At 71.2% G+C, this 19164-nt stretch carries 14 protein-coding genes; 9 read left to right on the forward strand and 5 right to left on the reverse strand.

What is annotated here, in order from left to right; genetic code table 11:
* Positions 1 to 62: 62 nt before the first annotated feature.
* The 4 genes from FGD71_RS37650 to FGD71_RS37665 form a co-directional block, all read right to left on the reverse strand.
* A complete protein-coding gene (locus FGD71_RS37650; protein ID WP_119105044.1) occupies positions 63 to 614 on the reverse strand; it encodes a TetR/AcrR family transcriptional regulator in 552 nt (183 codons plus the stop codon).
* The gene (locus FGD71_RS37655) at positions 611 to 973 is read right to left on the reverse strand and encodes a DUF1304 domain-containing protein (RefSeq protein WP_119105045.1); all 363 of its coding nucleotides are present in this window, start codon (positions 971 to 973) and stop codon (positions 611 to 613) included. Before FGD71_RS37655 ends, FGD71_RS37650 begins: the two co-directional genes overlap by 4 nt.
* A 172-nt stretch (positions 974 to 1145) precedes the next feature.
* Positions 1146 to 2525, reverse strand: coding sequence for a PucR family transcriptional regulator (locus FGD71_RS37660; protein WP_240436962.1), 1380 nt, complete (start codon positions 2523 to 2525; stop codon positions 1146 to 1148).
* 102 nt (positions 2526 to 2627) lie between these two features.
* The gene (locus tag FGD71_RS37665; protein ID WP_162931333.1) at positions 2628 to 4238 is read right to left on the reverse strand and encodes an MFS transporter; all 1611 of its coding nucleotides are present in this window, start codon (positions 4236 to 4238) and stop codon (positions 2628 to 2630) included.
* Positions 4239 to 4451: 213 nt separating this feature from the next.
* On the opposite strand from FGD71_RS37665, the gene FGD71_RS37670 reads away from it, so the two are divergent.
* From FGD71_RS37670 to ccrA, 4 genes are all read left to right on the forward strand, one after another.
* Positions 4452 to 6251 (forward strand): fatty acyl-AMP ligase, encoded by a 1800-nt coding sequence (locus FGD71_RS37670; protein WP_181359360.1) that lies wholly within the window; start codon positions 4452 to 4454, stop codon positions 6249 to 6251.
* The gene (locus FGD71_RS37675) at positions 6248 to 10453 is read left to right on the forward strand and encodes a type I polyketide synthase (RefSeq protein WP_119105047.1); all 4206 of its coding nucleotides are present in this window, start codon (positions 6248 to 6250) and stop codon (positions 10451 to 10453) included. Before FGD71_RS37670 ends, FGD71_RS37675 begins: the two co-directional genes overlap by 4 nt.
* A gap of 13 nt (positions 10454 to 10466) precedes the next feature.
* Positions 10467 to 11468 (forward strand): alpha/beta hydrolase, encoded by a 1002-nt coding sequence (locus tag FGD71_RS37680; protein ID WP_119105048.1) that lies wholly within the window; start codon positions 10467 to 10469, stop codon positions 11466 to 11468.
* Positions 11469 to 11615: 147 nt separating this feature from the next.
* The gene (ccrA, locus tag FGD71_RS37685; RefSeq protein WP_119105049.1) at positions 11616 to 12920 is read left to right on the forward strand and encodes a crotonyl-CoA carboxylase/reductase; all 1305 of its coding nucleotides are present in this window, start codon (positions 11616 to 11618) and stop codon (positions 12918 to 12920) included.
* 58 nt (positions 12921 to 12978) lie between these two features.
* Here the strand turns inward: ccrA and FGD71_RS37690 are convergent, their stop codons facing one another.
* On the reverse strand, positions 12979 to 14448 hold the full coding sequence (locus FGD71_RS37690) for a cytochrome P450 (RefSeq protein WP_119105050.1): 1470 nt from the start codon (positions 14446 to 14448) through the stop codon (positions 12979 to 12981).
* A 375-nt stretch (positions 14449 to 14823) separates the two neighbouring features.
* Between FGD71_RS37690 and FGD71_RS37695 the strand changes: the two genes are divergently transcribed.
* Genes FGD71_RS37695 through FGD71_RS37715 form a run of 5 tightly spaced genes read left to right on the forward strand, consistent with a single transcriptional unit; the run spans position 14824 to position 19093 of the window.
* On the forward strand, positions 14824 to 16458 hold the full coding sequence (locus FGD71_RS37695) for a sensor histidine kinase (RefSeq protein ID WP_119105051.1): 1635 nt from the start codon (positions 14824 to 14826) through the stop codon (positions 16456 to 16458).
* Between the two features lie 5 nt (positions 16459 to 16463).
* Entirely contained in the window at positions 16464 to 16874 is a 411-nt protein-coding gene (locus FGD71_RS37700) for a roadblock/LC7 domain-containing protein (protein ID WP_119105052.1), read from the forward strand.
* Complete coding sequence (locus FGD71_RS37705; protein ID WP_119105053.1) at positions 16871 to 17242, forward strand: DUF742 domain-containing protein; 372 nt, start codon at positions 16871 to 16873, stop codon at positions 17240 to 17242. Before FGD71_RS37700 ends, FGD71_RS37705 begins: the two co-directional genes overlap by 4 nt.
* A complete protein-coding gene (locus tag FGD71_RS37710; protein WP_119105054.1) occupies positions 17223 to 17843 on the forward strand; it encodes a GTP-binding protein in 621 nt (206 codons plus the stop codon). The genes FGD71_RS37705 and FGD71_RS37710 overlap by 20 nt, the downstream gene beginning before the upstream one ends.
* Positions 17840 to 19093, forward strand: coding sequence for a cytochrome P450 (locus tag FGD71_RS37715; RefSeq protein ID WP_119105055.1), 1254 nt, complete (start codon positions 17840 to 17842; stop codon positions 19091 to 19093). Before FGD71_RS37710 ends, FGD71_RS37715 begins: the two co-directional genes overlap by 4 nt.
* The last annotated feature ends 71 nt before the right edge of the window (positions 19094 to 19164 follow it).

The raw sequence follows: 19164 nt of genomic DNA on the forward strand, positions 1-19164 counted from the left end.
CGCTCGCGCGCGGCGGCATCGGCCTTTCGTGAATGGGGAGACGGGCGGCCGCGCCCGAGGCGCTACTGGCTCAGATTCAACGTGACGAGCAGACGCCACACCCGGTGCGCGATCTCCTCCGGGGTGGCCTCGATGAGTCCGTGCAGCCAGTCGGCGAGGACACCGGCGAACGTCGCGGCCACGGCCGAAGCGACGAGCGGCGCCTCGGGTGCGCCGACGAGTTCACGCTCGGCCTGGCTGCGGGCGCGCAGGTCCTGATGCAGTACGCGGCCGAGCGGGCCCTGGCCCCCCGGGCCCAGCAGGGCGCGGTAGAGCGGGGCGTGCGGGGGCAGGCCCTCGAAGAACGCGAGCAGCGCGGGCGGCGCCGACCTGGGGTCGGGCCGGCCGCGCCAGGCGTGCAGGGCGTCCACGGCCTCGCGTACGACGTCGGCGCAGGCGTCGACCGCCAGCGCCTCCAGGTCGGCGTAGTGCAGATAGAACGTTGCCCGGCCGACCCCGGCCCCGCGCACCAGGGACGCGACGCTGACCTCCGCGAGCGGGCGCTGCGCGCACGCGTCGAGGAGAGCGCGGCGCAGCTTGGCCCGCGTACGTTCGGCCCGGGGGTCGGGGGTCACTGGGCGGCGAGGACGGCGACCAGGGCCAGCGTGCCGGGCAGTGCCTGCGCGAACAGGATGCGGCGGTTCGAGGTCACGGCGCCGTACACGCCCGCGACGATCACGCACACCAGGAAGAAGACCTGAGCGCGGAAGCCCGTCGGGTCCCCGGCGATCAGCCCCCATACGAGCCCTGCCGCGAGGAACCCGTTGTAGAGCCCCTGGTTCGCGGCCATCACAGCGGTGGCCCGCGCCATCTCCGGCTCGAACCCGTGCAGTTTGCGCCCCGGCTCCCGCTCCCACAGAAACATCTCCATGACCAGGATGTACACGTGCAGAGCGGCCACCAGGCCGACCAACACGTTCGCGAGCGTTTCCATGACGAGGGGGCTCCTCTGAGGGGCTGGGCGGGGCGGGGGGCAGCTCCAGGAGCGGCTCGCGCTTCCTGCAGGCGCGCGGCGATTCCCGTAACTTCCTGGACGGCTGTTCACTATACATGGACACCTGTCCAGGAAATCCCGCGGTCCCGGTTGTTTCCCACGGCCTTGACCTTCAGGCCGTCTTCCGCGGCCTTGCTGACGAGCGCAAGGAGTTCGAGGTGCGCTCGCTCGCCTTGGGACTGGCCCTGTGACGAGTCCTGGAAGGCTCCCCGCGGGACTGCGCTGCGCGGCGCAGGTTGAGAGCCCGCAACGCCAGCTGCATCTCGAACTGGACCGCGGAATCGTGGAGTTGATCCCCGAAGAGTTCGTCGAGCTGACGCATGCGGTAGCGGACCGTCTGGGGGTGGACGGCCAGGCGGTGGGCGACCTCGCTGGCGTTGTGGCCGCACTCGAGCCAGCTGAGCAGTGTCTCGGCGAGGCGTTCGCGCTGCGGCGGGCGGATGCCGTCCAGGGGGCGCAGATGACGGTTGGTCATCGCCTCCACCAAGGCCTCGTCGCGGAACAGTAGCAGCGTCGCCAGGTGGTCCTGGCAGCGCACCATCTCCGTGTCCGGCAGAACACCCCGCCGGGCCAGATCCAGCGCCTCGGCCGCCCAGCGCAGTGACCTCGCCCCCTCCTGCAGCGCGACGGCCGGACCCATGGCGGCCCGCAGCCCACGCAGCGCCCCGGAGACGGCACGCGCCCGCCCCGGACCCTCCGGATCGGGCACGACCAGCACGGCCGGCTGCACGTCGAAGCGCGCGAGGAACCCGGGCGGCAGGATCGGCCGCGCCGCAGCGCCCCGTGCCCCGTGGTCGATGGCGACCACGGCCAGCCTGCGGGGCACGGACCACTGCGCGGTGCGCGCGAGATCGCTGATGGCCTCGGGCGACGCGGGCGGGTCCGCGGTCAGCAGGTCGATCAGCCGCGTACGCCGCTGCTGCAGCTCACCGGCCGCGTGCAGCCGTGCCTCCGTGTAGCCCGCGGTCGTCGCGGCCGCCATCTCGTCGAGGTGCAGGAACAGCGCCTCACCGAACGCGGCCAGCACGTTGCGCGGCAGCAGCTCGGCGTCGACCAGCGCGTTGATCCGGCGCCAGGTCACCCGGGCTCCGAGGCGCAGGGCGCACTGGAAGGAGTCCAGGCTGCGCCCCTCGTCCGCCTCGCCGCGTCCGATGCGCTGGTACGTCGCCTTCACCGGCTCGCAGTCGGTGTCCGGCTTCGCCATCCGCTCCAGGAACCCCTGCAGCGCGTCCTGCACGCCCCGTTGCACCACCTGCAGGTATGTGTCGTCCGTCGGACGCGCGTACTCCGGGATCTGGGTTCTGATCGCCTGTACGACCTCTTCGGTGATGTTGTCGAAGAACGGCCTCAGCTGGTCGTGGAGACCCGAAGGGAACGCCTTGAACGGGCCGCCCGGCTCCTCGTCCGTCGCGGTGGGTCGGTCCGCGGCGCGTCCGGCCTCCGTCGCTTCGGCGTTCGCGGCCTCGCTCTCCAGGGTGCGGAATCCGTTCACGCAGCGGCTCCTTCTGCGCGCGGGAAGTGGGGCACGGTGACGATACCCGCACGGATTCTGCCGAGGGTCATGGGCGACTGACAGGGACGGGGGAGGAGGTTGTCACTTCATGACAAGGGGAGCCCTGTTCCGTGCCGGTGCCGAGCGCTGCCTTACCCGGCGGTTCCGTACCTGGCGATGGCGTCCCCGGCGGTGCAGTGTCACCAGCGTGACGAGAGCGCCCGCCAGTACGCAGCACGCCGCGAGCCGCAGCCCGATGTCGTACCCCTCGACGAACGCACTGCGCGGGTCCGCACCGGACCGCAGCGCGGAGCGCTCACGCCGGGTGAGGACGACACCGACCAGCACCACCCCGAACACGCCCGACACCTCGCGGGCCGCACTCACCAGCCCGGTCGCCATCCCCGTCCGGGCGTCCGGGACCTGAGCGAGGCAGCGCACCGTCAGCGGAGTGGTGAGCGCCGAGCCCGCACCGATCAGCAACAGCCCCGGCTGCAGCTCCCAGTAGCCGGCGTGCGCGCCCGTCCCCGAGACGTACAGCAGACCGGCCGCCACCACACCGAGGCCCGCCGCGATCGACACATGGGCGCCCAGCACCCGAGCCGCCCGTTCCGCCAGCGGCGTGCAGAGCAGCAGGGCGCCGGCCAGAGGCAGAAAGGCCAGCCCCGCCTTCGTCGGTGAGAAGCCGAGCACCCGCTGGAGGTAGAGGGCCGTGAAGAAGAAGACGCCGTTGACGCCGATGCCCCACAAGACCTGCGCGATCACCCCGCCCATGAGGAACCGGTCGCGCAGCAGCCCGAGTTCCACGAGCGGCCGGGCTGTCCGGGCCTCCACGACGAGGAACACACAGGCAGCGACCGCCGAGACGCCCAGGCACAGCGGGACGGGCGCGGCACCGAACCCATGCTCCCCGCCACGCACCAGACCGTACGTCAGCAGGTACAGCGAGACCACGCAGAACAGCACACCGGGCAGATCAAGCCCACCACGCCGGGACTTGGGCCCAGGCTCAGGCCCAGACCCATTCGCGGGCCCGGGCCCAGGTCCGAAGCCGGGCCCAGGCCCGGGGGCAGAGCCAGGCTCGGAGGCAGAGCCAGGCTCAGCCTGCGACCTAGCCTCAGCTTCAGCCTGGCGGTCGGTCTCACTGCCCCCCGTCGTCCTGGCGGGCACGGCGGGGATGAGCAGCAGGGCTATCAGACCGAAGGGCACGTTCAGTGCGAACACCCAGCCCCAGCTCCACTGTTGGGTGACGAAGCCGCCGACCACGGGCCCCAGCGCCAGTGCCACGGCGAGCGCCGCGGTCCACAGGCCGATGGCCATCGACCGCCGCCGGGCGGGGAGATCGGCGGCGACCACCGCCAGCGAGGCGGGGATGACCAGCGCGGCCCCGACCCCCTGCACGGTGCGGGCCGCGATCAGCGTGGTGCCGCTGTCCGCGAGGGAGGCCGCTGCCGACGCCGCCGTGAAGACCACGATCCCCACGGTCAGCACGGACCTGCGCCCGAACAGATCGGTCAGCCGCCCGCCGGGCAGCAGCAGCGCGCCGAAACTCAGCACATAGCTGCTGGCCACCCACTCCAAGTCGGTGACGCTCAGACCCAGTTCACGCTGCACGGTCGGCAGGGCCACATTGATGACCGTGTTGTCGAGGGTCGTGATGAACCCGGTCAGCGTGAGCAGGAAAAGCAGTGCGAACAGCCGTGCACGTCCCACGAGTCGCTCCTTCCACCGTCGCTCGGATTGTGGGCGGCCAGTACGCGCACTGGCTCTGGCCCACGGCATGGAATCGGCAGCCCGCTTTTGTCAAAGAACTGACAGAAGGCGGAAGACGAACTGTCAGCACGTCGTCTAACTCATCGGTCACCCGGCGGCGGAACCTGGTGCACCGCCTCAACACGCGTCCCCACCCCCCTAGTTGGAGCCGCCATGACACCCGCCCAGCCCGTCGGCGACGCCACATCGACGCCGGAACTGATGACGGACCATCTGCGGCACTGGGCCCGGCAACGGCCCCAGCAACGCGCCTTCAGCCACGTCGACTTCGCCGACGGCGTTCCCTCGGGACGGCACCGCACCCTCGGCTGGAGTGCCCTCGACGCCCGCGCCAGGGCCGTGGCCGATCACCTCGTCACCGTCGCGTCGCCCGGCGAACGGGCCGCCCTGGTGATGCCCCAAGGGCTCGACTACGTGGCCGGGTTCCTGGGCTGCCTGTACGCCCGCGTGATCGCCGTCCCCCTCTTCGGCCCCGGGCTCCCGGGCCACGAAGGAAGACTTGCGGCCGTCCTCGCCGACTGCGAACCCGCCTGTCTGCTCAGCGACACCACCACGACCCCCTTCGTGCGCGCCTTCGTACAGGGCCGCGACCTGCCGGACCTCCCCGTCGTCCCGGTCGATCGACTTCCCGACCGACTCTCCGGCCCGCCCACCGGACCTGACGGCGCTGACGGCGCCCACGGTGCCGACGAACCGGGCCCGCGGCCCGAGCCGGACGACATCGCGTATCTCCAGTACACCTCCGGCTCCACCCGCAGCCCAGCCGGCGTGATGATCAGCCACGCCAACGTCGTCGCCAACGCCCGCCAGGCCATCGACGCGTTCGTCGCCGACCCGCGGACGACCACGACGGTCGGCTGGCTGCCGCTCTTCCACGACATGGGCCTCGTCCTCAGCATCGCCGCCCCCGTCGTGGGCGGTTTCCCGTCCGTCCTCATGGACCCCGTCGCGTTCCTCCAGGACCCCTCCCGCTGGCTGCGCCTCCTCGGCTCGTACGAGGGGACCGTCAGCGCCGCCCCGAACTTCGCGTACGACTACTGCGTGGCCCGCACCGATCCGGCGCTCGTCGACGAACTGAACCTGGACCGCGTACGGGTGCTCATCAACGGCAGCGAGCCGGTGCGAGCGGGGACGGTGGACCGCTTCCGCACGGCGTTCGCGCCCGCCGGGCTCGACCCGGCCGCGCACTGTCCCGCGTACGGCCTGGCGGAGGCCACCGTGTTCGTGACCGCGGACACCCCCGGCGGACGGGCGGACTCCCTGGACCTGCCGCCCTCGAATGTCGCGTGCGACGCCGACGCGCTCGCTCGAGGACGCATCGAGGAGACGTCGGACGAGGCGGCGACCGTCCTCGTCTCCTGCGGGGCGCCGGTCGGGCAGGAGGTGCGGATCGTCGGCGCGGACGGTGCCGTGCTGCCGGAAGGCCGGGTCGGCGAGATCCAGCTGCGCGGGCCGAACATCGGCCTCGGCTACTGGAAGCGTGCCGAACTCACCGCCGACACCTTCGGCTTCGGCCCGTCCGGGGACTGGCTGCGCACCGGCGATCTCGGTGCCCTGCACGACGGGCGGCTCCTGGTCACCGGCCGGCTCAAGGACGTGATCATCGTGGACGGGCGCAACCACTACCCCCAGGACATCGAGGCGACCGTTCAGATGGCCGTCGCCCTGACCCGCCGCGACCGGCTCGCCGCGTTCGGCGTCACCCGCCCGGACCGCCCGGGTGAGGAACTCGTGGTGGTCGCGGAGCACCGGCGGGACACCGAACCACCCACACCGGAGGACGCCTGGCAGGCCGAACGCACCGCACGCGCCACCGTCTCCGCACGCCACGGCCTGCGCCTCGGCGCGCTGCTGCTCGTGCCGCCCGGCTCCGTGCCCCGTACGAGCAGCGGCAAGGTGTCCCGCTCGGCCGCCCGTGCACGATTCCTGGAGGGAGGGTTCGGCGCCCGATGAGCGTGTCGCGTACGGAGATCCGGGCGCTGGTGGTGGAACGGCTCCGCGCCTGGTACGGCCTCGATCCGGACGAGGTCCCCGACGACCTGCCCTTCGCGGAGACCGGGCTCACCTCGCGGGACGCGGTGGTGCTGACGGCCGCGCTGAGCGAACTGACGGGCCGGCGGCTGCCGGACACGTTCCTGTGGGACGCGCCGACGATCGATGCGGTGGTGGCGCGGCTGGGGGAGAGCGCGATGCCGGGTGCGGCGGCCGCCGAAGTCCGCTCGCCGGGTGGGGCGTCCGAGGCCTCTGAGGCCCGCCGATCCCCGGACGGCAAAGACGCGCCGGACGGCGTCGCGTTCCCGACCGCACTCCCGACCGAAATCCCAGCCGCACCCACGACCCCCGTCGCCGTCATAGGCGTGGGCTGTCGCCTCCCCGGCGGTGTCGGCTCGCCCGCGGCGTACTGGCGGCTCCTCACCGAGGGCCGGGACGCCGTCGGCACGCTTCCGCCGGGGCGATGGGACCCCTACAGGCCGGGCGGCGGAACCCGCGCCCCACGGCTGCCGGACGACGTGAGCCGGCACGGCGGCTTCCTCGGCGACCTCGGCGACATCGCGGGCTTCGACGCCGAGTTCTTCGGCATCGCCGCACACGAGGCCGCCGCCATGGACCCCCAGCACCGTATGCTCCTCGAAGTCACCCGCGAGGCCCTCGACCATGCCGCCCTCGCGGCACCGTCGCTCGCCGGCACCCGGACCGGCGTCTTCATCGGCATCAGCGGCAACGAATACGCCCACCTCGCCACCGCCGACCCCGGGGACGTGGACGCCTGGACGGCCACCGGCGCGGCCCTGAGCATCGCGGCGGGCCGCCTCTCGTACGCCCTCGATCTGCGCGGCCCCAGCATGTCCGTCGACACGGCGTGCTCGTCGTCGCTGGTGGCGGTGCATCACGCGGTCCGCAGTCTGGTGACGGGAGAGAGCGAGATCGCCCTCGCCGCCGGGGTGAACCTGCTGCTCAGCCCCGTGGTGACCCTCGGCCTCCAACGCACGGGCGCTCTCTCCCCGGACGGCCGGTGCAAGGCCTTCGACGCGGACGCCGACGGGATCGTACGCGGAGAGGGCTGCGGTGTCGTCGTACTGAAACGCCTCGCCGACGCCGAACGCGACGGCGACCGTGTCCTCGCGGTCATCCGCGCCACGGCCGTCAACTCCGACGGCCGTTCCAACGGGCTGACCGCCCCCAACGCCGAGGCCCAACGCGCCCTCCTCGCCGAGGCGCACGCCGACCCGACGACCGTGGACTACGTCGAGGCCCACGGCACCGGCACCGCCCTCGGCGACCCCATCGAGGCGGGCGCCCTCGGCGCCGTGTGCGGCCGCGGGCGCCCCACGGACCGGCCACTGCTGATCGGATCGGCCAAGACGAACCTCGGGCACCTGGAGGCCGCAGCGGGCATCGCGGGCCTGATCAAGACGGTACTGGCGCTGCACCACGGCGAGATCCCCGGCCAGCTGCACTTCACCCGCCAAGGGCCCCACGCCGACCTCGACGCACTAGGCCTGCGTGTGGTGACCGCACCGGAACCCTGGCCCCGCTACTCGGGCACGGCGACCGCGGGCGTCTCGTCCTTCGGCTTCGGCGGGACGAACGCCCATGTCGTCCTCGCCGAACATGCGCCGGCCCGTCGGGCGAGCGACTCCCCGGAGCGTCCCCGGTTGCTCCTGCTCGACGGGCCGGTCAAGGAACGGGTGCGGTCGTACGCGGATGAGCTCGCCGCCTGGCTGAACACCTCCGACGGCCGGCGCGTACGCGACGCAGACCTCGCCCGTACCCTCGCGGGCCGCGTCGGACGCGGCCGTCACCGCGCGGCCCTCGTCACCCGCGACCGCGCGGAGACCGTCACCGCGCTCACCCGCCTCGCCGCGGGCGACCCGTCCCCGCATCTCGTCACGGGGGAAGGGGCTCCGGGCGGTCCCGGTCCGGTCTGGGTCTTCTCCGGCTACGGCTCCCAGTGGCCGGGCATGGGCCGCCGACTCCTGGCCACGGAGGGGGAGTTCGCCGCAGCCGTCGACCGGCTGGAACCGGTGCTCCGGGAACAGGCGGGTGTCTCCCTGCGCGCCGGGCTCGACCCCGACGCCGACCTGTCGACCCCCGCCACCGTCATGCCCGTGCTGTACGGGATCCAGGTCGCCCTCGCCGAACTGTGGTGCGCGTACGGCCTCGAACCCGCAGCCGTCCTCGGTCACTCCCTGGGAGAGATCGCCGCGGCGGTCGTCTCCGGGGCACTCGACGAGACCACGGGCGCCCGGATCGTCGCCGTACGCTCCCGGCTGCTGGACCGGCTGACCGGCGGGTCCATGGCCGTCGTGGACCTCCCGGCCGCTGAAATACCCCCGCTGGCAAGCGAGTTCCACACGCTCGACGTGGCCGTGCACGCCTCGCCGGTGCAGTGTGTGGTCACGGGCTCGGCCGAGGACGTGGACCGGCTCGTCGCCCGGGTGAACGCAGACGGAGGCTTCGCCCGTGCGCTCGGCGTGTCCGCGGCCGGGCACTCGCCCCGAGTCGAGCCGTTGCTGGGGGAGTTCGCCCGCGAGCTGGGCGAGATCCGGCACGGTGCGCCGCGCTGTCGCCGCTACTCCACCGTGCTCGGCGATCCCCGCGACGCCACGCCCGTCGACACGGCGTACTGGGCGGCCAATCTGCGCAACCCCGTGCGTTTCACGCAGGCCGTGCGCGCGGCGGCCGAGGACGGCCACCGCGTCTTCGTCGAAGTGGCCCCGCACTCCACGCAGTTGCACCCAATAACGGAAACGCTGCGCGACGCCGGCGTCGAGGACTCGCTGATCGTCCCCACCCTGCGCCGCGGCACCGACGACGCGCTCACCTTCCGCACCTCGCTGGCCACTCTGCTCGTGCACGGCGTGGGGGCGGACCGGCCACGGGAGCGTCTGCACCCGGAGGGCCGCATCATGGACGTCCCGCCGCCCCGCTGGCGACACCGCCGGTTCTGGGTGGGGGAGCGGGCGGCGCCGGATCCGGCCCCGGCTTCCGCCGGGCCGCGGGGGCACAGCGCGACCCTCGTGGAGCGGCTCCGGCTGTGCGTGGCCGGAGTGATGGGGCACAGCCCCGAACGCATCGACCCCGACACGCCGTTGACCGACCTGGGCCTGGACTCTCTCACGGCCGTGCGGATACGGGCCGTTGTGGAGCGGGAGTTCGACGTGGTGGTCGAGCCGGGCGTGCTGCTGAAACAGGGCACTCTGCGGGGGGTCGCCAAGCTGCTGGACGCGGCAGAGATCGCCACGGCGGCAGCGAGTCCCACGGCGGGGGAGATCCCCACGGCGGCAGCGAGCCCCGCAGCGGGAGAGCCGCTGGCCGCGGACCCCGGTGTTGCCGTAAGCGAGTTGCCCAGCGCCCCCGACGGCCTGCGCACCTTCCGTGGCACCGGCCCTCGCACCCCCCTCTTCCTGGCCCACGCCGCGGGCGGGTCCGCCGACGTCTACGGCCGGCTCGCCGCACGCCTCGACGGCGAGCGCCCGGTGTATGGCTTCGACCGGCAGCGGGACCCCGACGACGTGCGGGGACGGGCGGCCGAGTTCGCCCGGCGCATACGGCGCACGAGCCCCGACGGGCCCTGGGCGGTGGGCGGTTGGTCGTACGGCGGTGTCGTGGCCCAGGAGGCCGTCCGGCTCCTGGGCCGGCACGGCACCGTCGCCGCCCTGGTCCTGCTCGACTCGGTCCTGCCGCTGCCGACGAGGCTGAGCGCCACCGATCTGGCACTGCGCCACTTCCATGGTTTCGCCGCGTACGTGGGACGCACGTACGGCACCCGGCTCGACCTGCCGTACGAGGAACTCGCCGGACTCGACGACGCGGACCGCATCGACCTCGTCATCAAGGTGCTGCGGGAGACCGTCGATCTGTCCGACTCCGTGCTGGAGCATCAGCGGACCTCGTATCTGGACCTGCGTGACGGTGAGCGTCACACACCCGGGCACTACGTCGGCCGCACGCTGCTGTACCGGGCCGGCGAGCCCGCCCCGCACACGGTCCGCGACCCCCGCTACGAGCGCGACGACGCGACGCTCGGCTGGGACGCCCACTGCACCGACCTCACCGTCGTCCCGCTGCCCGGCCACCATCTGTCGCTGCTCGACCCACCGGTCGTCGACGAACTGGCCGCGCTGCTGACACGCGATCTGCGGGACTCCTGAAGGGACCTCACTCATGTCACACAAACCGCGTCCAAGGCGCAGGTGTGCCACCGTTCTCGCCGTCACCACCTCCTTGCTGGGCACGGGAGTCGTGCTCGCCGCACCGTCGTCGGCCGCACCTGTGGCGGCGACCGTCAGAGCCGACGAAGGTGCCACGGTCGTGGCGGAGAGGTGGCTGGACGCCCGCACCGTCGACCTCACGATCGACTCCCCGGCGGTCGGTGCCTCGGTGCCGGTGCGCGTGATCCTGCCGACCGGCTACGCCGCGCAGCCGGACCGCACCTGGCCCGTCCTCTATCTGCTCCAGGGCGCCCACGACGACTACACGTCCTGGACCCGGGAGACGGACGTCGTCGACTTCCTCGCGGACAAGGACGTCCTCACCGTGATGCCGGCCTCGGGTCCCACCGGCATCCCCACCGACTGGTGGAACTACGGCAGCCCCGCGGCACCGGACTACGAGACGTTCCAAGTGGACGAGCTGATGACGGTGTTGCGGCAGAAGTTCAGGACGGGCACGCATCGCGCCGTCGCGGGCGTCTCCACCGGGGGCTACGGAGCCCTCGCCTTCGCGGCACGGCGCCCCGGTACTTTCGGCGCGGCGGCCTCGTACAGCGGGATCCTCGACACCACCGCCCCGGGCATGCCCACCGTGCTCAACGCGATCGTCGCGCGCGAGAATCTGCTGCCACTGACCCTGTGGGGCAACCCGCTGCTCAACCGGGACAACTGGACCCGCCACAACCCCTACGCGCAGGCACGCCATCTCAAGGGCACCAAGCTGTACGTCTCCCAGGGCAGCGGTCTGCCCAACGGTGATCCCGGCAACCTCGAGGGCGCGTTGCTCGAAGGCACGCTGTGGTCCCAGGCGCGGCGGTTCACGCGGCAGTTGGAGGCTCTGGGCATCCCGGCGCAGGTGCACTTCTACAGCGGAGGAGTGCACGACTGGCCGTACTGGCGGCAGGAGTTCAAGGCTTCGTGGCCGACGCTCGCAGCGGGCCTCGGGCTGAAGTGACCCCACAAGTCTGAGGTGATCCCACAAGTCTGACGTGACCCACCAGCCTGAGCCGCCCACCAGCCTGAGCCGCCCACCAGCCTGAGCCGACCCCGCAAGTCCGATCCGACCGCACAAGTCTCAGCCGACCCCACTAGGAGGAACCCCATGGATGCTCTGGCCGAGGCCGTCGTGGCGGGAGCCACCCCCGCCGACCTGGAGCGGCTGCCCTTGCCCGGTGACTTCACCGCCGCCCATCTGCGGGCGGAGGACGTGGACAACTTCACCGGAGTCGAGGACAAGGATGTCCGCAAGTCGATCCACATCGGTTCCGTGCCGATGCCCGAACTCGCCCCGAACGAGGTGCTGGTGGCCGTCATGGCGAGCGGCATCAACTACAACACCGTCTGGTCGGCGATGTTCGAGCCCATCCCGACCTTCACCTTCCTGAAGCACTTCGGCCGCCAGGACCGCTGGGCGGCCCGGCACGACCGGCCCTTCCATGTCATCGGATCGGACGCGTCCGGCGTCGTCGTCCGCACCGGGTCGGGCGTCCGCAAATGGAAGGTCGGCGACCGGGTCGTGGTGAGCCCCGTGTACGTCGACGAGGAGGACCCCGCGACCTACGCCGACGGCATGCTGGGCACGGGCATGCTGGCGTGGGGCTTCGAGACCAACTACGGCGGGCTGGCCCACTACTGCGTGGCCCGGACCAGCCAACTCCTGCCCAAACCGGCCCACTTGAGCTGGGAGGAGGCGGCCTCGAACCCGCTGTGCGCGGGCACGGCGTACCGCATGCTGGTGAGTGACCGGGGCGCCCGCATGACGCAGGGCGACGTGGTGCTGATCTGGGGGGCGGCGGGCGGACTCGGGGCGTACGCGGTGCAGCTCGTACGCAACGGCGGCGGGATCGCCGTCGGGGTCGTGAGCAGCGAGCGGAAGGCGGAGTACGCCCGCCGTCTGGGCTGTCACGTGGTCATCGACCGTGCGGAGATCGGCCTCACCGGCAGTGAGGCGCCCGCCGACCCCACCGTGGTCGGCAAGCGGCTCGGCAAACGGATCCGGGCCGCGACGGGCGAGGACCCGCACATCGTCTTCGAGCACGTCGGCCGGGCCACGTTCGGCGTCTCCGTCTTCGTCGTACGCCGCGGTGGCGCGGTGGTGACCTGCGGGTCCAGTACCGGATATCAGCACGAGTTCGACAACCGCTACCTCTGGATGCGCCTCAAACGGGTGATCGGCAGCCACGGCTCCAACCTCCATGAGCAGTCCGCCGTCGGCCGTCTCCTCGACCTCGGCCATCTCACGCCCGCGCTCACCGCGACCTACCCGCTGCCCGCCACGGCCGAGGCCGCCCGCCTGGTCCAGAACAACGACCATCTGGGCAAGATCGGTGTCCTCTCCCTGGCCCCGGGCCCCGGCCTCGGTGTCAGCGACCCGCAGCGACGGGAGGTGCTCGCCGCCCGGGCATGAGCACCTTCCGCCAGCAGCGCACGGCAGTCCTGGACCCAGGCGTGGCGCATGCCCGGCATCAGACGGTCTGCTCCGCCTTCCTCGGCGTCCGCAGCCGCGGTGTCATCGTGAGTTTGTCCGGCTTGACCGTGACGATGGCCTGCGGGCGGGGGGGAGCGGAGGCGAGGGTCAGGCGCCAGCGCTGGACGATGGTGGCCAGGACGATGAGGAGTTCGGTCCAGGCGAACTCCTCCCCGATGCACTTGCGGCGCCCGTCACCGAAGGCGAGGAACGAGAAGCGGTTGATGCTCTTGGCGCGCTCCGGCCCCCAGCGGTCCGGATCGAAGACCGCGGGGTCGGCGTACTCCTCGGGATCGTGCTGGTGGATGTAGGGGCTGTAGATGACGTCCGCGCCCTTGGGGATCGGGTGTCCGTCCAGTACGACCGCGCGTGTGGTGGACCGTGTGACGAGCCAGGCCGGGCCGTACATGCGCATGGCCTCCTTGAGGACGCCGCGCATATACGGCAGGGAGCTCAGATCCTGCTGGCGCAGCGGCCGGTCGCCGCACACGGCGTCGAGCTCGTCGTGCAGCCGCCGCTCGATCTCCGCGTTCCGGCTGATCTCGTACAGGGCCCAGGCCAGTGTCGTACCCGTGGTCTCGATGGCGCCGGTGAGGAGCGTGATCGCCTCGTCCTGAAGCTGTTGGCGTGAGAGGGGGCCCGTCTCGGGGTCGTCGGCGGTGAGGAGGGTGGAGAAGAGGCCGCCTTCGGATGAGCCTTCGGACGAGGCTTCGGACGACCCTTCGGACGAGCTGTCCCGGTGCGCGGGGCAGCCGGCGGGTGGCTCGGCCGACGTGTCCGGCCGCGTGGCCAGTTGGGCACGGTGATGGTCGATCGCCTGGTCGATGAGCGTCCGCAGGCGCGCGACCCGCTGCTCGTGCGCGCGGTTCGCGGGCAGCGGGAGCTTCGTCACCCAGCCCGGCAGGATGGTCTGCCGGATCGTGCCCCGCATGATCGCCGGCATCAGAGTCCGGAACTCGTCCTCGACATGGTCCGGCAGGCCCGAACCGAAGAGCGCGACGAGGAAGGTCGACAGCGTCAGGTCGTTCATGTCCTCGTACGTGTCCCGCGCGACCCCCTCGGCCCACGCCTCAGTCGCGGCACGAACGTGGCTGATCATGACATCGCCCCGGGTGGCGATGTGCGCTTTGCCGAACATCGGCTGCATCAGCCGGCGGTGCTTCAGGTGCAGGTCGCCGTCGGCGATCGTGGCGAGCCCGTCGCCGAAGAACACCCGCAGCGCATCAATGATCTTGCCGCCCTTGGCGAACGCGTCGACCTCCGTCACCAGCACACGTCGGGTGACGGACGGATCGGTGACCACATAGGCGGCGGTGGGGCCGATCAGGATCTTGACGACGCTGCCTTGTTGGCGCAGCGAGTCCATGAACTCCAGGGGACGTCTGGCCAGTTGGTGTCCATGGCCGATCAGGGGAAGGCGACCGGGCGCGGTGGGAGCCGCAGCGGGGGTACCCGATATGCCACTCATCGGCACATCTCCTCAGGGTCAACTCGGGGGTGGAGCGATCATGAAATGCATGCCCATGCCATCCATGGCGTATCCGCCGTTTGTGTCAAACCGTCGTGAACAGTTCGGGCAATGAGTGAAGGGATTTGTCGACTTCAACGTTCCAGGCCGGAGTATGGCAAAACATTCAAGTAACTAGCCGCCGCGGTTGATGATCGCGAGATCAAACCCGATAAGGTTCCCTGTGGCGCGGCGAGTTGGCGCGATGGTGATCCGGTTGTCGCTCGTTGCCCACGCGTGCCTGTCGCGGGGGAGACCCGCCCGCGACGAGTGCGGCCACGACCTCCTACCCCCCTCTATCCCCCCTGTTCGATCGTGTTGCTTCGAAGGATGCACATGGAACTTGCCACTCCGCCACCGGCGGCGCGGGCGCCGGTCACTTGGTACAGCTGGTGGGCGCTACCGCTGACCTTAGGTGCTGGGACCGTTGCCGCCGCGGTCACGGGCTCCGGCCAGACCCGAATAACCGCGATCGTCGCCGGTGCCGTGGCGACAGCGGCAAGTGCCGTCTGCGTACGGCTCCTTCTCCGGTCCCAGCATCAACTGCGCCGAAGTGCTGGTGAGTTCCGGAACGCGCAGGCCGAGCACTCCCAGCAGTGGCAGCAGCATGTGGCCGGCCTGGAGCGGAAGTACGCGGCCGAGCGTGGGGCCCACGACGCGCAACTGGCCGAACAGGCCCAGGCGTACGAGGCGCGGATCGCCGAGCAGGCCCAGGCCTGGCAGGAACAGCTGGACCGGCAGCAGGCCGCCGTCGCCCTGCTCGCCGACACCCAGCTGCCGGACGCGCTGAAGCGGCTGCGCGCCGGTGAGGCCATCGACGACGTGCTGCCCACCGTCAACCAGTGCGCGGAGGTCAGCCCCGACCTGCGGGCCGAGCTGCGCAAGGTCCTCAGGACTTCCCTGATCGGCGTGGAGGAGGAGTTCAACCGCTCCACCTCGGCCGAGCAGGCCGTCATCAGTATCGGCAACCGCATCCACGTGCTCACCAGCAAGCTGCGCGGTCGTCTGCACGAGTTGCAGGGGGAGCACGGCAGGCTGCCCGCCGTGGCCCACGGGCTGATGGAGCTCGACCAGGAGATCGGTCCCGCCGACTGTCTGGCCGCGAGCATCGGCGTACTCGGCGGCTCGGACCGGCCCGGCCGGCAGTGGCAGGAGCCGCAGCGACTGCTCAGTGTGGTCCGTGGCGGCATCGGCCGGATCAAGGACTTCGAGCGGATCCAGGTCCGGCATCTGCCCGAACTCGGCGTCGACGGCGGCCTGGTGGACCACCTCACGCTGGTCTTCGCCCACCTCCTGGACAACGCGGCGCGCTACTCGCCGCCCACCGAGCCTGTGGTCGTCTCCGGCAAGGAGGTGCCCAACGGCGTCGGTATCGAGATCCAGGACTCGGGCAAGGGCCTGAACGAGGAGAAGAAGCGTGAGGCGCTTCAGTCACTCGAGGGCGAGGCATCCGGCCCCGGTCTCGGTGGTGTGTCCGAGGACGCTAATCTCGGCCTGCGAGTGGTGGGGTCCCTGGCTCGCCGCTACGGCATCAGAGTCACCTTCGCGGACTCGCCCTGGCTCGGCACCTCGGTGGTAGTGGTGGTACCGCACAAGTACTTCAGCCCGCTGCCCGCCGCCGTCACGGCTCCGGCTCCGGCCGCCCAGGTCTCCGCCGCGGCCGAGTCGGACGCTGAGGCGGCCGCGCCCGAACCCGCTCAGACTCCCGTGGAAGAGACCGGGGACACCACTCCCGGCGGACTGCCCAGGCGTCGCAGGCGCGTGGAGTCCGCTCGGCCGAAGTCGGCCGAGCGCGGCGACGAGTCCGACACCACGGCCTCGCACGCCGTGCCGCCGGACGCGTCCTTCACCGGTCTGGCCGCCTTCGCCACCGCCGGCCGGGAGTCGGCCGACGGAGACGGGCCGACCGCCGGGCGCGAGCCGGCAGCCGGACGTGAGTCCACCGAGCACAGCACTGAAGAGAGCGACTAGTCCTCATGACGCAACAGGGAACCGACGTGAGCTGGGCGCTCCGCGATCTGGTCGAGAGCATCAAGGAGATCAGTTTCGCCCTCGTGGCCTCCAGCGACGGCAAGGCGATCACCTCCTATGGTGCCGACGATCCCGACGATGTGGACCGTTTCGCCGCCGTGGTGGCGGGCCTGCAGGCGCTGGCCCAGCCCGTGGCCGGGCACTTCCCCAAGTACGGGGGACAGCTGCGCCTTGCGATGATCGAGGTGGACGGCGGACATCTCTTCGTGGTGCGGGCCGGCGTGGAGACGTACCTCGGAGTGCTCGCCAGGGAAGGGCTCGACCAGGGCCTGCTCGGCCATCAGATGAGGGATCTGGCCCGCAGGATGGGTGAGCTCCTCGGCACCACTCCGCGCCTGGAGGAGCGCACTGGATGAGTGGTCCCCGCCGACCCACGGACCCGTCCGGTCTTGAGCGCTACTACGTCCTTACAGGTGGCCGCAGCGGACCGGGCGGTTCGGCGTCGAGCCTTGACGTGGCGACCCTCATCATCTCCCGCGCCGCCGCCGTCCCCGGCCTGCAGCATGAGCACGAGGAGATTCTCCGGCGCTGCCGCGATCCGCTGTCGGTCGCCGAACTCGGCGCCCACCTCGGATTGCCGTTCAACATTCTCGCGGTGCTCCTGGCCGATCTGCTGGACGCAGGCCGCATCGAAGCCCGTGACCCCATCCCGGCGTCCGACGCCGGCCGCGGGCCCGACCTCGCGCTCCTTGAGGAGGTACTCAGTGGACTTGAAAGGCTTTGACCATCCCGGCCGGCATACGGCTGGGGGCACGGTGCCGACCGGCGCCCGCTCGGTGAAGGTGATGATCGCCGGCGGGTTCGGCACCGGAAAGACCACCATGGTCCGCTCGGTCAGCGACATCAAGCCGCTCACCACCGAGGAGACGCTGACCCAGGCCAGCGCCGACGTCGACAACCTGATCGGGGTGGCCGACAAGCAGGAGACCACCGTCAGTCTCGACTTCGGCAAGATCGGCATCAACGAACAGCTGGTGCTGTACCTGTTCGGGACGCCGGGGCAGGAGCGGTTCTGGTTCCTGTGGAACGGCCTGTTCAAGGGGGCGCTCGGCGCCGTCGTCCTGGTCGACACCCGGCGGCTGGCCTCCAGCTTCCGGGCGATCGAGGAGATGGAGCGGCAGAACGTTCCCTTCGTCATCGCACTCAATGTCTTTCCCGACTCCAAGGAGCACCCGATCGAAGAGATCCGGGACGCCCTGGACATCTCTCCGCACACCCCGGTCGTGGCCTGCGACGCCCGTGACCGGGAATCCAGCCGTGACGTACTCATCGCCCTGATACGTCATCTGAAGGACCGCTCTGCCGTCGCTCTGGAGTCCCGATGACCGATCAGCCTCAGAACGGTACCGATGCCCCGCGGGGCTGCCCCGTCGCGCATGGCGGGGGAGACGGACTCACGCGTCTGTACGGGCCCGAGGCGGCGAGCGACCCGCACGGTATCTACGCCAGGCTGCGCAAGGAGCACGGGCCCGTCGCGCCGGTACTGCTCGAAGGTGACGTCCCGGCGTGGCTGGTGCTCGGCTACCGGGAGAACAGACGGGTGCTCGACAATCCCCGTCAGTTCAGCCGGGACGCGCGGATCTGGCGAGACTGGAAGGAGGGTCGTGTCGAGAACACCTCGCCGCTGATCCCGATGCTGGGCTGGCGTCCCGACTGCGTGTCCCAGGACGGCGAGCCGCACCGGAGGCTGCGTGGCGCGGTCACGGACAACCTGCAGGCCGTGGCGAGCCGAGGCATACGTCGCCATGTGACGCACTTCGCGAACAAGCAGATCGACGCGTTCGCCGACAAGGGCAGCGCCGACCTGGTGATGGAGTACGCCGAGTATCTGCCGATGCTCGTACTCACCAGGGTGTTCGGACTCGCGGAGGGGGAGGGGCGGCAGTTGGCCGAGTCCTCCGCCCAGGTGCTCAAGGGAGGCGAGGACGCCCTCCTGCACAACGACCGCATCATGCAGATCCTCGGCGAACTCGCCGAACGCAAGCGTGCGGAGCCCGGTTCCGACTTCACCACCGGACTCCTCGAGCATCACGCAGGCCTCGACGACGACGAGATCCTCAGCCACCTGCGGCTGGTGCTGATCGCCGCGCACACCACCACCAGCAATCTGCTGGCCCGGGTGCTGCAGCTGGTCCTCACCGACGCCACCCGGCTCGCCGGGCTGGTCAGCGGGCAGCTGAACATCTCCGCGGTCGTCGAAGAGGTGATGTGGAACACCCCGCCGCTCGCCGTCCTGCCGGGCCGGTTCGCCGCCACCGACCTCGAACTCGGCGGACACCGGCTCCAGGAGGGCGACCTGCTGGTGCTCTGCCTGACCGCGGGCAACGTCGACCCGGAGATCCGGCCCGACGTCGGTATCTCCGTGCACGGCAACCAGTCGCATCTCGCGTTCAGCGGCGGGCCGCACGAGTGCCCGGGGCAGAACATCGGGCAGGCCATCATCGAGACGGCCGTCGACGTCCTGCTGCACCGCCTGCCGGGCCTGCGCCTTTCGGTCGCGCCCGAGGAGCTCACCTCGACGGCCTCGACGTGGGAGGCACGACTGGACCGTCTCCCGGTCGAGTTCGCCGTGTAGAAGTCAGCGCGCCACCGGAGTTTGTGTCGCGCGGAAGCCCGTTCGGCCGGCCACCTCACGGATGGCCGGCC

The organism is Streptomyces sporangiiformans (assembly GCF_005768555.2).
GTDB classification, from domain to species: Bacteria; Actinomycetota; Actinomycetes; order Streptomycetales; family Streptomycetaceae; genus Streptomyces; species Streptomyces sporangiiformans.

Coding starts and splice junctions, on each gene's coding strand:
- FGD71_RS37705 (WP_119105053.1), top strand. CDS start 16,871: ATGAGTGGTCCCCGCCGACCCACGGACCCGTCCGGTCTTGAGCGCTAC.
- FGD71_RS37655 (WP_119105045.1), bottom strand. CDS start 973: ATGGAAACGCTCGCGAACGTGTTGGTCGGCCTGGTGGCCGCTCTGCAC.
- FGD71_RS37700 (WP_119105052.1), top strand. CDS start 16,464: ATGACGCAACAGGGAACCGACGTGAGCTGGGCGCTCCGCGATCTGGTC.
- FGD71_RS37675 (WP_119105047.1), top strand. CDS start 6,248: ATGAGCGTGTCGCGTACGGAGATCCGGGCGCTGGTGGTGGAACGGCTC.
- ccrA (WP_119105049.1), top strand. CDS start 11,616: ATGGATGCTCTGGCCGAGGCCGTCGTGGCGGGAGCCACCCCCGCCGAC.
- FGD71_RS37695 (WP_119105051.1), top strand. CDS start 14,824: ATGGAACTTGCCACTCCGCCACCGGCGGCGCGGGCGCCGGTCACTTGG.
- FGD71_RS37690 (WP_119105050.1), bottom strand. CDS start 14,448: ATGAGTGGCATATCGGGTACCCCCGCTGCGGCTCCCACCGCGCCCGGT.
- FGD71_RS37680 (WP_119105048.1), top strand. CDS start 10,467: ATGTCACACAAACCGCGTCCAAGGCGCAGGTGTGCCACCGTTCTCGCC.
- FGD71_RS37715 (WP_119105055.1), top strand. CDS start 17,840: ATGACCGATCAGCCTCAGAACGGTACCGATGCCCCGCGGGGCTGCCCC.
- FGD71_RS37670 (WP_181359360.1), top strand. CDS start 4,452: ATGACACCCGCCCAGCCCGTCGGCGACGCCACATCGACGCCGGAACTG.